The following is a 12,998-nucleotide window of genomic DNA, read 5'->3' as shown; positions in this document are numbered from 1 at the left end:
GACAGTCCCTCCGGGACTGAGTGTTGTTATAGGGATAAAAACGACATGCCGACCAGATTGATCATAGGCGCCGGTGTCTCCGCTGCGGCATTCTTGCAAACGTCAGACGACGATCATGAAACCGTAGTAGTCGGTGAAGATGGCCTTTGGGCCAAACTAGCCGAACATCCGATGGGGCAACCTGCCCATCTCCTGCAGCTGCCGGGAACCCCTGTCCCGACATTTCAGGCCCCCAACGGAGAGATGAACCTCAACAACTTTCTTTCCTCGGGAGTTTTTCAACAAGGTGTCAGCCGAATCGTTGCCGGGAAGCGTTATGGGTATAACCCGAGCCGCAAGGTGCAGCGCATTTCCAAATCCCTGAGCCAACCAGGCAAATACGTTGCCTGGTTCGATCACAACCACGCGCTGATCGTCGACAAGATCGTGATCGCCACCGGGATAGGTGCTCAACGCAAGCCTCCTCCCGTGAGCGGTACGAGCCCCTTAGGACTTGGCTATACACAGATCATAGAGGGCATTGATTTTCTATCTAATCCCGATGAATACACAGCGAATATTGATCGCGCCATTTATGGGGGGAGCGCCACGGCCGCTTGGGTAGCGGATCTTGCCAGCCAAAACTCACCGTGCATGAATTGGTTCGCTCGACCAGGGGGAACCGAATTCAGCGGCGCAGTATTACCCGGCTCACGCAACGCCAAGATCATCAAACTCTGTGAAGATAATGACCTGAAACGACTCGAGGAAGTTGAAAGAATCGAGATTGTGAATACCAAGCTGCATATCCATATCAAGGGAAAAAACTATTACTACATTGCTGATCAATTCATCTATGCGCTCGGCGGTGATACCGATACAAGACTGACCAGCAGTCTTTACCAAATTCTCGACTCGGAAATAGGTAATGCACTGTCACCAATTATTGATCTGAATGGCGCGCTGGGAGCACGAGAGGAAGGTGTTTTGGCCCTAGGCACAGCAGACAGAAAGATCATGATTGTAGGAGCCGCCACCTACAATACGACGACGCCAACCCTACGCAACAAACAAACCGCACCGATGAGCGAGCTGCCATGGAATGCTCAGGTTCCCGACGGTATTGCCGTGGTAGGAGCATCTATCTCAGCACTTAACTCGTTTATCCCCATCACTCAGGTTGCGACCGGCGAACCACGGCAATGGCACGACATCAAAATCACTCGCAACGATATCAATATCAATCTGGCCGACAGAAACCAGCTAACCATTCTGTTTTCCCTGATGTTCGACAACTGGCCCTCCTATCTGGTGGAGTCGCTTACCGCCTCGGTGATAAACGAGCGCAGCCAAGTAAGCCCTGTCATTCCCACGCCCACTCGGGAGATGTTTGGAATAGACCGCCCGGCACTCTTCAACTTGATAAAAGCTCATGCGCCGGACCTCACAGACTTCCACATCATTCAGCGATGTCAATTGGTAGGACTGACTTTCTGACTAAAAAATACCCACCCTTTTATTAAAATCCCCAACTTAAGAATCGACGAAATAGCCGTGTACAACCCAGACCGCCCGGATCATCACAAGGATGGGTGAAATTGAAAATAGTCAACTGGAACACCAAAGTTTGCGATCAGAGCCAAGCAGATGTCATCGCCGCTTATCTTCACGATATAAAAATCGATGTCGCCTGCCTTCAGGAAGTCGGCAGCAATACCGACCTGAGCAATTATTTAGATGCACTTTCAGCCAATGACTGGCATGTAGCAAGCGCACCAGAAGGTTATGGCGGCAAGAATTATTACATCGTCATCAATAAAAGCACCTGCAGCAACATTTCTTCCATCGAACGTTTTGACCCCCGCCTTGACCCTGAAAATGCAAAATTGAATTACCCATGGTCCTTGACGCTTTTCGACAAAATATATGGACGCAGCCCTATATACTTAGAACTCAGCCACGGCGGCAAAGATTATCGCATTGCCAACTGGCACGCGCCGATCAATGTACACACGTCGGGAGATTTATCCAAACGACTCAAGGGCGGTAGCAACCTAGAATCCATGGTAGGCGTACAGACTTCTATGACCTTTAATCCAAACATGACACCCAAACGAATTATTCTGGCGGGAGACCTGAACATCAAACAGGTGGAATTTGAAGAAAATTGGCGGCAGTACCTAATCGACATTGAGCTGCAAAACAAAAGGGGAAACAAACCGAGATTCATGAAAAAAGAAACTCTCTTCGACGGATACCTAGATATCTCCCCAAGCCGCAACCATCTCGAACATATACTGGTCTCCTATAATGTCGAATTCGACATTCATGTGCTTTGGAGTCAGGCTAGCGAGACTATCAACAACAAACAGATCACCAACAAAAGCGACCATTCACTGATGTACGTAACCTTGGAAGACGCATAACGCTGAGGGACGGATGGCCACAAACGAAACCGCTAGCCTCGTAATAAACACCACGACCTCAGTCAATCTGCACGCTCAAGGTCTTACTGGTAGCGAACAACTAAATGATCTAGGCAACCTCTGCCTTGATGCCCATTGCACCACTGCCCTAGCTCTGGGCGACTTGGTAGCCAGTCACTTCTCTACGCTGCTGATCAACGACGCCAACCAGCGCCCCCTCGATGCCCTGGTTTCGGAGATCCGCCAGCTACCCGCCGATGCCACCGCCGACCGCTACCAGGTGGTGCTGCGCCCCTGGCTCTGGTGGCTGACCCTGGCCAGCAACAACCGGGTGTTCCAGAACCTCTCCACCAGCGACATCGTCACCACCATCTTCAAGGCCCATGGCTTCACCGATTTCAAGTTGTCGCTCTCCGGCAGCTACGAGCCGCGCGAGTATTGCGTGCAGTACGGGGAGACGGATTTCGCCTTCGTTTCGCGGCTGCTGGAGGAGGAAGGCATCTTCTGGTTCTTCACTCACGAGGATGGCAAGCACACGCTGGTGCTGGGCGACAGCAGCGATGCCTTCGTGCCGATCCCCAACGGGCCGAAGGTGCCCTACCTGGGCCAGGGCATCGGCGTGCGCGAGCTGCATGGCATCCGTTCGGCGCAGTACAGCGTGCAGGCGGTGAGCGGGGTGTACAGCGCCACCGACTATGCCTTCACCACCCCCACCACCTCGCTCTACAGCAAGGCCGAGGCGGTAGCCGGGCCGCTGTCGATGTATGAGCACCCGGGCGGCTACATCGCCAAGGCGCGGGGCGATGCCTTGACCAAGCAGCGCGTGGACGGGCTGCGCAGCCAGGAGAGGCGCCTGATCGGCGAGAGCGACTGCCGCTGGCTGGTGCCCGGCCACTGGTTCACCCTCACCGGGCATGACGACGCCAGCCTCAATATCGACTGGGTGGTGACCGCCGTCACCCACGACGCCAGCCACAAGCACTACCGCAACCGCTTCGAAGCCATCCCCAAGGCCACTGCCTACCGCCCGCCCCGGCTCACGCCCAAGCCACGCATGCACACCCAGACCGCGCAGGTGGTGGGCAAGGCCGGCGAGGAGATCTGGACCGACCAGTACGGCCGCATCAAGATCCAGTTCCCCTGGGACCGCGACGGCAAGAACGACGAAACCTCGTCCTGCTGGGTGCGCGTGGTGCTGCCCTGGAGCGGCAAGGGCTTCGGCATGCAGTTCATTCCGCGCATCGGCCAGGAGGTGATCGTCACCTTCATCGACGGCGACCCGGATCGCCCGCTGGTCACCGGCTGCGTCTACAACGGCGACAACACCCTGCCCTACGCCCTGCCGGACAACCAGACCCAGTCCGGCATCAAGACCAACTCCTCCAAGGGCGGCGGCGGTTTCAACGAGCTGCGCTTCGAAGACAAGAAGGACGCCGAGGAAGTCTTCCTCCAGGCGCAGAAGGACATGAAGGTCAACGTGCTCAACGACAGCACCGCCACCATCGGCCACGACGAAACCCTCACGGTGCAGAACGCCCGCACCCGCACGGTGAAGGAAGGCGATGAGACCATCACCCTGGAAAAGGGCAAGCGCACGGTGACCATCCAGACCGGCAGCGACACCCTCGATGTGAAGGACAGCCGCAACGTCAGCGTCGGCGCCGACCAGACCCACAGCACCGGCGGCAACTACAGCCACAAGGTGAGCGGCAACTACGAACTGACGGTGGACGGCAACCTCACCATCAAGGTGACCGGCACCCTCACCCTGCAGAGCAGCGGCGACTTCACCGCCAAGAGCGACAAGAACCTCACCACCCAGGCCGGCATGGCGCTCACCGACAAGGCCGGCACCTCGCTCACCAACCAGGCCGGCACCTCCCTGGACAACAAGGCCGGTACCACCCTGACCAACGACGCCGGCGTCAGCCTCACCAACAAGGCCGCCGCCGAACAGACCGTGGACGGCGGCGGCATGCTGACCCTCAAGGGCGGACTGGTAAAGGTGAACTGAGAGGGTTTCTACAAAATGGCTGCACTTGGCAATACTGCGTTGAAAACGATCTCGAAATGCTCATTTACAGCACGTAAACTCCGCTTTCTCGATCATTTTCGCCTTGTCTTGCCTTCGTTCGCCTATCTTGTAAACACCCTCTGAGGCGTCCATGGCCAACGGAACCCTCGACCTCACCCGTGGCGACAGCCGCCTCCAGGGCCGCCTGGAAGATGGCGCCCTCGACGGCCCGGTGCGCATCCAGGAAGCCGGTCGTCCCCAGGCCCAGCTCCTCTATGCCAACGGCGTACTGCACGGCACCAGCACCCTCTACCACCCCAACGGCCAGGTGTCGGCGCTGCTGCCCTACGTGGACGGTCGCCTGCAGGGCGTGGCCCAGTACTTCGCAGCCGAAGGCGGGCTGCAACGCAAGGTCGGCTACCGCCAGGGGCTGATGCACGGCGAAGCCAGCAGCTACTACCCGGACGGCAGCCTGGCCGAACTGGAGCAGTACCGCGACGGCGTGCGCGACGGCCTCTACCAGCGCTTCCACGGCAACGGCCAGCTGGCCCAGCGCAGCCGCTACCTCAACGGCAAGCCGCTGGACGAAGGCCAGGGCTTCGCCGAGGACGGCCGGCCGCTGGACGCCGAGGGCAAGCCGATCTCGCGGCTGCGCTGGTGGTGGAGGCGCTGGAGCGAATCGAGCGAGGTCTGATCCGACCTTGAGCGATACCTAGGGGATCAGCATCTGCATCTGGCCCGGCATGGCGACCTTGATCACGCCCGCCCAGCTGCACATCAGCACGCAGTTGGCATCCAGCGAAGGCATGTTGCCCAGCAGCATCGTCGGCGCCCCCGGTATCCAGGGTGAAGCCGTGGCGGGGATGCACGGCATCGGCGTCAGCGCGCCCAGTGCGGCAGCGGTGGCGGCGGCCACCATGGGGTTGGCCAGGCTCTGGCACATGCCGAAGGGCATGATGTTCACCAGCGGGATGTGATCCATGATGTTCGCCGCCGGCATGTTGTTGGTGAGCGTCCGGTTGACCGGCAGCACGTTCAGCACCGACGGCGCCACCCCGAAACTGCATTGCAGCGTCGCCCCGCTGCACACCTGCGGACATCCCATCGCACCCCCTCCTTTTGCTGGTCGGCAGTGACTCTAGACCAGCCCTCCGCCCTCCACCAGCGTCCTCACGCCGCTTTTTCGCCGACAAACCGGCGCAGCATTCCGTATCGCAAAATACGATACAGAATCCGGCTCACGACACCTCCTTCGCCCCCAACCCAACGACCACAACCCTCGCCACAGAGCGTCAAACCACGCTCAAAGCCCAGGAAAAACGCAGCATGCAAGGCCCAGGCATTGGAGCCGGCCATCTGCAAAGCGATACACGACCGCTACGCGATACATATTTTTATATTTGATATTTGATTTCGTATCATTTAAAAAGAGCGCCATGGCCCTCCCACGAACCCTGCATGGCTGGAGAACGGCATGTACGCACAATTGGTAGAAACCGGCGCCAAGCGCGTGAAGGCGCTGGACGAGATGTCGCCCGAGGAACGCGCCTTCCAGGAGCGGATCGACGCCGAGATCAAGATCGAACCGAAGAACTGGATGCCCGACGGCTACCGCCAGACGCTGATCCGGCAGATTTCCCAGCATGCCCACTCCGAGATCGTCGGCATGCTGCCGGAAGGCAACTGGGTCACCCGCGCGCCGACCCTCAAGCGCAAGCTGCAGCTGATGGCCAAGATCCAGGACGAGGCCGGCCACGGCCTGTACCTCTACAGCGCCATGGAGACCCTCGGCGCCTGCCGCGACGAGGAGGTCGCCAAGCTGCACGCCGGCAAGGTGAAGTACTCCAGCATCTTCAACTACCCCACGCTGAACTGGGCCGACATGGGCGCCATCGGCTGGCTGGTGGACGGCGCCGCGATCGTCAACCAGGTGGTGCTGCAGCGCACCTCCTACGGCCCCTACTCCCGCGCCATGGTGCGCATCTGCAAGGAAGAGTCCTTCCACCAGCGCCAGGGCTACGAAATCCTCCTGCACATGATGCGCCACGGTAACCAGGCCCAGCGGGACATGGTCCAGGACGCCATCAACCGCCTCTGGTGGCCGGCACTGATGATGTTCGGCCCGAGCGACGCCGACTCCCCCAACAGCGCCCAGTCCATGGCCTGGAAGATCAAGCGCCAGAGCAACGACGAGCTGCGCCAGCGCTTCATCGACCAGACCGTGCCGCAGCTGGAGTTCCTCGGCTGCACCGCCCCCGACCCGGACCTGAAGTGGAACGAAGCGCGCGGGCACTACGACTTCGGCGAAATCGACTGGAGCGAGTTCTACGAAGTGCTCAAGGGCAACGGCCCCTGCAACCACGAACGCCTCGCCACCCGCCGCAAGGCCATCGAGGACGGTGCCTGGGTGCGCGAAGCCGCCGTGGCCCATGCCCGCAAGCAGCGTGAACGCAGCGCCGCCTGACCTGACGACAAGAAGGGCGCCGGCACGACCCGGCCCCATGAGGAGATAGCCCCATGACTGAGTGGACCCTTTTCGAAGTTTTCGTGCGCAGCAAGCACGGCCTCAACCACAAGCATGTCGGCAGCGTGCACGCCGCCGACGCCCGCATGGCCATCGACAACGCCCGCGAGTTGTACACCCGCCGCAACGAGGGCGTGAGCCTGTGGGTGGTGCCCTCCGCACTGATCACCGCCTCCGCCCCGGACGAGAAGGAGCCGCTGTTCGACCCGTCCCAGGACAAGGTCTACCGCCACGCCAGCTTCTACGAGCTGCCGGCCGAAGTCGGCCACATGTGAGACGCCTGCCATGACTGCCAAGCACGATCTCATCGACCTCCTGCTGCGCCTCGGCGACAGCGCCCTGATCCAGGGCCAGCGCCTCTGCGAATGGTGCGGCCGGGCCCCGGCCCTGGAAGAAGAACTGGCGCTGATGAACGTCGGCCTCGACCTGGTGGGCCAGGCCCGCAACTGGCTGGACTACGCCGCCGAGCTGCTGGGAGACGGCCGCGACGCCGACCACCTGGCCTACCGCCGGGACGAACGCGCCTACCGCAACCTGCTGCTGGTGGAGCAGCCCAACGGCGACTTCGCCGTCACCATGACCAAGCAGTTCCTCTTTGATGCCTGGCACTTCCAGGTGCTGCATGGCCTCTCCACCTCCGCTGACGAACGGGTCGCCGGCATCGCCGCCAAGGCGCTGAAGGAAGTCACCTACCATCTGCGCCGCTCCAGCGAGTGGGTGCAGCGCCTGGGCGACGGCACCGAGGAAAGCCACCGGCGCATGCTCGCCGCCGTGAGCGCGCTGTGGCGCTTCAGCATCGAGCTGGTGAATGCCGACGAGGTGGAGCAGCGCCTGTTCGAGGCCGGCCTCGCCCCCGACCCGCAGCAGGTCGCGGCCGGCTGGCAGGCCAAGGTCGCCGACGTGTTCGCCCGCGCCACCCTGCCGCTGCCGGCGCCGGCCAGCCCCTTCTACCTCTCCGGTCGCCGGGGCCTGCACACCGAGCACCTGGGCCTGCTGCTGGCCGAGATGCAGTTCCTCCAGCGGGCCTACCCCGATGCGAGCTGGTGAGCTGATCGCCAGCGACCGCGCGCCCCTCGGCGCCGGCGACATCACCCGTGCCTGGCAGGTGCTGGATGCGGTGATGGACCCGGAAGTCCCGGTGGTCAGCGTGGTCGACCTCGGCATCGTGCGGGCGCTGGAGCGCGACGGCGGCCGGCTGCACGTGGTGGTCACGCCCACCTACTCCGGCTGCCCGGCCACCGAGGTGATCGAGCGGGACATCGAGCAGGCGCTGCTGCAGGCGGGCTTCGTCCCGCGCCTGGAGCGCCGCCTGACGCCCGCCTGGACCACCGACTGGATCAGCGCCGAAGGCCGCGAACGGCTGCGCGCCTACGGCATTGCCCCACCCCAGGGCAGCGCCAGCAAACGCAGCCTGCTCGGGGAGGCGCCGGAGATCCGCTGCCCGCAATGCGGCAGCGCCCACACCGAACAGCTCAGCGAATTCGGCTCCACCGCCTGCAAGGCCCTGCACCGCTGCAGGGACTGCCTGGAGCCGTTCGATTACTTCAAGTGCATCTAGGCGGGCGAGCACGAACGGCGGCGCTCGCCTTCGTCCCCCGCGCGGCCAAGCCGCAGGAGAGAACATGAGCCAATTCCATAGCCTGACCATCAAGGACGTGCGCCCGGAAACCCGCGACGCCGTATCCATCGCCTTCGACATCCCCGAGAGCCTGGCCGAGGCCTTCCACTTCACCCAGGGCCAGTACCTGGTGCTGCGCACCGAGCTGGATGGCGAGGAGGTACGCCGCTCCTACTCCATCTGCACTGGCACCGGCGACGGCGAACTGCGCGTGGCCATCAAGCGCGTGGCCGGCGGGCGCTTCTCCACCTTCGCCAACGAACGCCTGCAACCCGGCCAGCGCCTGGACGTGATGCCGCCGGACGGGCGCTTCTTCGTGCCCCTCGACTCGGCCCGCCACGGCCAGTACCTCGCCGTGGCCGCCGGCAGCGGCATCACGCCGATCCTGTCGATCATCAAGACCACCCTCGAGCGCGAGCCCCACAGCCACTTCACGCTGCTCTACGGCAACCGCTCCAGTGCCTCCGCGCTGTTCCGCGAACAGCTGGAGGACCTGAAGAACCGCTTCCTCCAGCGCCTCAACCTGATCTTCGTGTTCAGCCGCGAGCAGCAGGACGTGGACCTCTACAACGGCCGCATCGACGCCGACAAATGCGGCCAGCTGTTCGCCCGCTGGATCGACGTGAAAGCCCTGGATGCCGCCTTCATCTGCGGCCCGCAGGCCATGACCGAGACCGTCCGCGACCAGTTGCAGGGCCACGGCCTGGCCGCCGAACGCATCCATTTCGAACTCTTCGCCAGCGAGGGCGCCGCCGCCCGCCGCGAGGCCCGCGAAGCCGCCCGCGCCGCCGACAGCGCCAGTAGCCAGGTCACCGTCATCAGCGACGGCCGCGCCCTGAGCTTCGACCTGCCGCGCAACACCCGCAGCGTGCTCGACGCCGGCAACGCCCAGGGCCTGGAACTGCCCTACTCCTGCAAGGCCGGGGTGTGCTCCACCTGCAAGTGCAAGGTCATCGAAGGCGAGGTGGAGATGGACAGCAACTTCGCCCTGGAGGACTACGAAGTGGCCGCCGGCTACGTGCTCTCGTGCCAGTCCTACCCGGTGAGCGACAGGGTCGTCCTCGACTTCGACCAGCCCTGAACCGACTCGCTCCGTAGGGTGGGCTTCAGCCCACCACGCAGCGCGCGCCCATCGGTGGGCTGAAGCCCACCCCACGAGGAAACAGCTCCATCTGCTTCACCTGCGTTGCACCGCCTCTACAACCACAACAAGAGAGAGCACCCATGACCCCGCACGACCTCGAACGCATCCGGCAGCACCCGGATTTCATCCAGCTGGTCCGGCGCAAGCAGCGCCTGACCTGGTCCCTCACCGGCGCCATGCTGGTCATCTACTACGGCTTCGTGCTGCTGGTGGCCTTCGCCCCCGGCGTGCTCGGCCAGTCCCTCAATGGCGGCGTCACCAGCGTCGGCATGCTGGTGGGCGTCGGCGTGATCCTGCTGTCGTTCGCCCTCACCGGCATCTACGTCTCGAAGACCAACAGCGTCATCGACCCGCTCAACGACAAGGTCAAAGAGGTGCTCGTCCCATGAAAGCGCTCGCCTCCCTGCTGCTCGGCGCCGGCCTGCTGGCCTCGCCGCTGGCCTTCGCCGCCGATGCCGGTCGCCCGCTGAACTGGACGGCCATCTACATGTTCCTGGCCTTCGTCGTGTTCACCCTCGGCATCACCCGCTGGGCCGCGCTGCGCACCCGCTCCACCGCCGATTTCTACACTGCCGGCGGCGGCCTCACCGGCTTCCAGAACGGGCTGGCGATCGCCGGCGACATGATCAGCGCGGCGTCCTTCCTCGGTATCTCCGCGATGATGTTCATGAACGGCTACGACGGCCTGCTCTACGCCCTGGGCGTGCTCGCCGGCTGGCCGATCATCCTCTTCCTGATCGCCGAACGCCTGCGCAACCTGGGCAAGTTCACCTTCGCCGACGTGGTCTCCTACCGCCTGGAACAGAGCCCGATCCGCATCACCGCCGCCTTCGGCACCCTCACCGTGGCGCTGATGTACCTGGTGGCGCAGATGGTCGGCGCCGGCAAGCTGATCGAGTTGCTGTTCGGCCTCAGCTACCTGCAGGCGGTGCTGCTGGTGGGCGTGCTGATGGTCTGCTACGTCACCTTCGGCGGCATGCTGGCCACCACCTGGGTGCAGATCATCAAGGCCGTGCTGCTGCTCTCCGGCACCAGCTTCATGGCCTTCATGGTGCTCAAGCACTTCGGCTTCAGCACCGAGGCGATGTTCGCCGCCGCCACCGAGGTGCACGCCAAGGGCACCGCGATCATGGCGCCGGGCGGGCTGCTGTCGAACCCCGTCGACGCCATCTCCCTGGGGCTCGGCATGATGTTCGGCACCGCCGGCCTGCCGCACATCCTCATGCGCTTCTTCACCGTCAGCGACGCCCGTGAAGCGCGCAAGAGCGTGTTCTACGCCACCGGCTTCATCGGCTACTTCTACCTGCTGCTGATCGTGGTCGGCTTCGGCTCCATCGTCATGGTCGGCACCAACCCCGAGTTCCGCGACGCGGCCGGCGCCATCATCGGCGGCGGCAACATGGTGGCGGTGCACCTGTCCCACGCGGTGGGCGGCAGCCTGTTCCTCGGCTTCATCTCCGCCGTGGCCTTCGCCACCATCCTCGCGGTGGTGGCCGGGCTGGCGCTCTCCGGCGCCTCCGCCGTATCCCACGACCTGTATGCCTGCGTGGTGCGCAAGGGCAAGGCCAGCGAGCGCGAGGAAATGCGCGTCTCGCGCATCGCCACCCTCGGCATCGGCGTGCTGGCGGTGATCCTCGGGCTGCTCTTCGAGTCACAGAACATCGCCTTCCTCTCCGGCCTGGTGCTGGCCATCGCCGCCTCGGTCAACTTCCCGGTGCTGTTCCTCTCCATGTTCTGGAAGGGCCTGACCACCCGTGGCGCGGTCGCCGGCAGTGTCGCCGGGCTGCTCTCGGCCATCGTCCTGCTGGTGCTCAGCCCGGCGGTGTGGGTCAACGTGCTGCACCACGAATCGCCGCTGTTCCCCTACTCCAACCCGGCGCTGTTCTCCATGGGCCTGGCCTTCTTCAGTGCCTGGGCGTTCTCGGTGACGGATGCCTCCGAGCGCGCCCGGCAGGAACGCGGCCGCTACCTGGCGCAGTTCATCCGCTCCATGACCGGCATCGGCGCCGCCGCTGCCAGCCGCCACTGAACCCACGGATTGACGGACACAACAACAATGAAACGCCTCAACCGGACCACACCGCTGCTCGCCACCCTGGCCCTGCCCCTGGCCACCCCGGCCCTGGCCGGCTTCGTCGACGACAGCAAGGCCAGCCTGGAGCTGCGCAACCACTACATCAACCGCGACTTCCGCCAGCACGGTGCGGCCCAGTCCAAGGCCGAGGAATGGGCCCAGGGCTTCACCGCACGCATCGAATCCGGCTTCACTGAAGGCACCGTCGGCGTCGGCCTCGACGCCATCGGCCAACTGGGCGTCAAGCTGGATTCCAGCCGCGATCGGCGCGGCACCGGCCTGCTGCCCTTCGGCCCCACGAGCAAGGAGCCGGTGGACGACTACAGCGAACTGGGGCTGACCGCCAAGCTGCGCGTCTCCAGGAGCGTGCTGCGCCTGGGCACCCTGCAACCGCTGCTGCCGGTGGCCACCTACAACGACACCCGCCTGCTTTCCTCCACCTTCCAGGGCGGGATGCTGACCAGCCAGGAGCTGGACGGCCTGACCCTCAACGGCGGCCGCCTGACCCGCGCCAACCTGCGCGACTCCTCCGGCCGCGACGACATCGGCTACGGGGCCGCCACCAGCGACGCCTTCGATTTCGCCGGCGGCACCTACGCCATCAACCCGCAGCTGGCGGCCAGCTACTACTACGGCAAGCTCGACGGCATCTACCGCCAGCAGTTCGCCGGCCTGGTGCACACCCTGCCGCTGCCGGGTGGCTTCAGCCTGAAGAGCGACCTGCGCTACTTCGACACCCGGGGCGATGGCGCCGAACGCGCCGGGCGCATCGACAACCGCAACCTCAACGGCCTGTTCAGCCTCAGCCAGGGCGGCCACCGCCTCAGCGCGGCGTTCCAGCGCATGTCCGGCAGCAGCGCCTTCCCCTTCCTCAACGGCGGCGACCCCTACGTGGTGAACCTGGTGACCTACAACACCTTCACCCGTGCCGAGGAAGACGCCTGGCAGCTGCGCTACGACTACGACTTCGCCGCCCTCGGCGTCCCCGGCCTGACCTTCATGACCCGCTACGTCGACGGCCGCAACGTCAAGACCGCCGGCGGTGATCGCGGCGAGGAGTGGGAGCGCGACACCGACATCGCCTACGTCATCCAGAGCGGCGCCCTCAAGGGCGTCAGCCTGCGCTGGCGCAACGTCACCTTCCGCTCCGGCAACGGCCTGACCACCGACCTGGACGAGAACCGCCTGATCCTCGGCTACACCCTGGCCCTCTGGTAGC

At 63.6% G+C, this 12,998-nt stretch carries 13 protein-coding genes; 12 read left to right on the top strand and 1 reads right to left on the bottom strand.

Features of this window, described 5'->3' with window-relative positions:
- Window positions 1-45: 45 nt before the first annotated feature.
- The 4 genes from PotMrB4_RS12570 (at window position 46) to PotMrB4_RS12555 (ending at window position 5,113) form a co-directional block, all read left to right on the top strand.
- Window positions 46-1,476, top strand: coding sequence for a hypothetical protein (locus PotMrB4_RS12570; RefSeq protein ID WP_172433455.1), 1,431 nt, complete (start codon window positions 46-48; stop codon window positions 1,474-1,476).
- Window positions 1,477-1,577: 101 nt separating this feature from the next.
- Complete coding sequence (locus tag PotMrB4_RS12565) at window positions 1,578-2,405, top strand: exonuclease/endonuclease/phosphatase family protein (RefSeq protein ID WP_172433454.1); 828 nt, start codon at window positions 1,578-1,580, stop codon at window positions 2,403-2,405.
- Window positions 2,406-2,418: 13 nt separating this feature from the next.
- Window positions 2,419-4,419 (top strand): type VI secretion system Vgr family protein, encoded by a 2,001-nt coding sequence (gene tssI / locus PotMrB4_RS12560; protein ID WP_172433453.1) that lies wholly within the window; start codon window positions 2,419-2,421, stop codon window positions 4,417-4,419.
- Window positions 4,420-4,570: 151 nt separating this feature from the next.
- Entirely contained in the window at window positions 4,571-5,113 is a 543-nt protein-coding gene (locus tag PotMrB4_RS12555) for a toxin-antitoxin system YwqK family antitoxin (RefSeq protein ID WP_160480271.1), read from the top strand.
- An 18-nt stretch (window positions 5,114-5,131) separates the two neighbouring features.
- Here PotMrB4_RS12555 and PotMrB4_RS12550 read toward each other — a convergent pair whose 3' ends face one another.
- The gene (locus PotMrB4_RS12550) at window positions 5,132-5,524 is read right to left on the bottom strand and encodes a DUF4280 domain-containing protein (protein WP_172433452.1); all 393 of its coding nucleotides are present in this window, start codon (window positions 5,522-5,524) and stop codon (window positions 5,132-5,134) included.
- Between the two features lie 369 nt (window positions 5,525-5,893).
- On the opposite strand from PotMrB4_RS12550, the gene paaA reads away from it, so the two are divergent.
- The 8 genes from paaA to PotMrB4_RS12510 all read left to right on the top strand — a co-directional run bounded on the left by paaA (window position 5,894) and on the right by PotMrB4_RS12510 (window position 12,997).
- Complete coding sequence (gene paaA, locus PotMrB4_RS12545) at window positions 5,894-6,883, top strand: 1,2-phenylacetyl-CoA epoxidase subunit PaaA (protein ID WP_044404043.1); 990 nt, start codon at window positions 5,894-5,896, stop codon at window positions 6,881-6,883.
- 53 nt (window positions 6,884-6,936) lie between these two features.
- The gene (gene paaB / locus PotMrB4_RS12540) at window positions 6,937-7,218 is read left to right on the top strand and encodes a 1,2-phenylacetyl-CoA epoxidase subunit PaaB (RefSeq protein ID WP_044404046.1); all 282 of its coding nucleotides are present in this window, start codon (window positions 6,937-6,939) and stop codon (window positions 7,216-7,218) included.
- Between the two features lie 10 nt (window positions 7,219-7,228).
- Complete coding sequence (gene paaC / locus PotMrB4_RS12535) at window positions 7,229-7,990, top strand: 1,2-phenylacetyl-CoA epoxidase subunit PaaC (protein ID WP_172433451.1); 762 nt, start codon at window positions 7,229-7,231, stop codon at window positions 7,988-7,990.
- Complete coding sequence (gene paaD, locus PotMrB4_RS12530; protein WP_142009809.1) at window positions 7,977-8,501, top strand: 1,2-phenylacetyl-CoA epoxidase subunit PaaD; 525 nt, start codon at window positions 7,977-7,979, stop codon at window positions 8,499-8,501. The genes paaC and paaD overlap by 14 nt, the downstream gene beginning before the upstream one ends.
- A gap of 64 nt (window positions 8,502-8,565) precedes the next feature.
- Entirely contained in the window at window positions 8,566-9,642 is a 1,077-nt protein-coding gene (paaE, locus tag PotMrB4_RS12525; RefSeq protein ID WP_172433450.1) for a 1,2-phenylacetyl-CoA epoxidase subunit PaaE, read from the top strand.
- A gap of 143 nt (window positions 9,643-9,785) precedes the next feature.
- The gene (locus PotMrB4_RS12520) at window positions 9,786-10,094 is read left to right on the top strand and encodes a DUF485 domain-containing protein (protein WP_172433449.1); all 309 of its coding nucleotides are present in this window, start codon (window positions 9,786-9,788) and stop codon (window positions 10,092-10,094) included.
- The gene (locus PotMrB4_RS12515) at window positions 10,091-11,734 is read left to right on the top strand and encodes a cation acetate symporter (RefSeq protein WP_172433448.1); all 1,644 of its coding nucleotides are present in this window, start codon (window positions 10,091-10,093) and stop codon (window positions 11,732-11,734) included. Before PotMrB4_RS12520 ends, PotMrB4_RS12515 begins: the two co-directional genes overlap by 4 nt.
- A gap of 27 nt (window positions 11,735-11,761) precedes the next feature.
- Window positions 11,762-12,997, top strand: coding sequence for an OprD family porin (locus PotMrB4_RS12510; protein ID WP_172433447.1), 1,236 nt, complete (start codon window positions 11,762-11,764; stop codon window positions 12,995-12,997).
- Window position 12,998 lies beyond the last annotated feature (1 nt).

The sequence above is a fragment of the Metapseudomonas otitidis genome (assembly GCF_011397855.1).
Taxonomy (GTDB): Bacteria; Pseudomonadota; Gammaproteobacteria; order Pseudomonadales; family Pseudomonadaceae; genus Metapseudomonas; species Metapseudomonas otitidis.
Note: the sequence above shows the minus strand (reverse complement) of the source record. Positions and strands in the feature narration are given on the sequence as shown.

Coding starts and splice junctions, on each gene's coding strand:
- PotMrB4_RS12555 (WP_160480271.1), top strand. CDS start 4,571: ATGGCCAACGGAACCCTCGACCTCACCCGTGGCGACAGCCGCCTCCAG.
- paaB (WP_044404046.1), top strand. CDS start 6,937: ATGACTGAGTGGACCCTTTTCGAAGTTTTCGTGCGCAGCAAGCACGGC.
- paaD (WP_142009809.1), top strand. CDS start 7,977: ATGCGAGCTGGTGAGCTGATCGCCAGCGACCGCGCGCCCCTCGGCGCC.
- PotMrB4_RS12515 (WP_172433448.1), top strand. CDS start 10,091: ATGAAAGCGCTCGCCTCCCTGCTGCTCGGCGCCGGCCTGCTGGCCTCG.
- PotMrB4_RS12510 (WP_172433447.1), top strand. CDS start 11,762: ATGAAACGCCTCAACCGGACCACACCGCTGCTCGCCACCCTGGCCCTG.
- paaC (WP_172433451.1), top strand. CDS start 7,229: ATGACTGCCAAGCACGATCTCATCGACCTCCTGCTGCGCCTCGGCGAC.
- tssI (WP_172433453.1), top strand. CDS start 2,419: ATGGCCACAAACGAAACCGCTAGCCTCGTAATAAACACCACGACCTCA.
- PotMrB4_RS12570 (WP_172433455.1), top strand. CDS start 46: ATGCCGACCAGATTGATCATAGGCGCCGGTGTCTCCGCTGCGGCATTC.
- PotMrB4_RS12520 (WP_172433449.1), top strand. CDS start 9,786: ATGACCCCGCACGACCTCGAACGCATCCGGCAGCACCCGGATTTCATC.
- PotMrB4_RS12550 (WP_172433452.1), bottom strand. CDS start 5,524: ATGGGATGTCCGCAGGTGTGCAGCGGGGCGACGCTGCAATGCAGTTTC.
- paaE (WP_172433450.1), top strand. CDS start 8,566: ATGAGCCAATTCCATAGCCTGACCATCAAGGACGTGCGCCCGGAAACC.
- paaA (WP_044404043.1), top strand. CDS start 5,894: ATGTACGCACAATTGGTAGAAACCGGCGCCAAGCGCGTGAAGGCGCTG.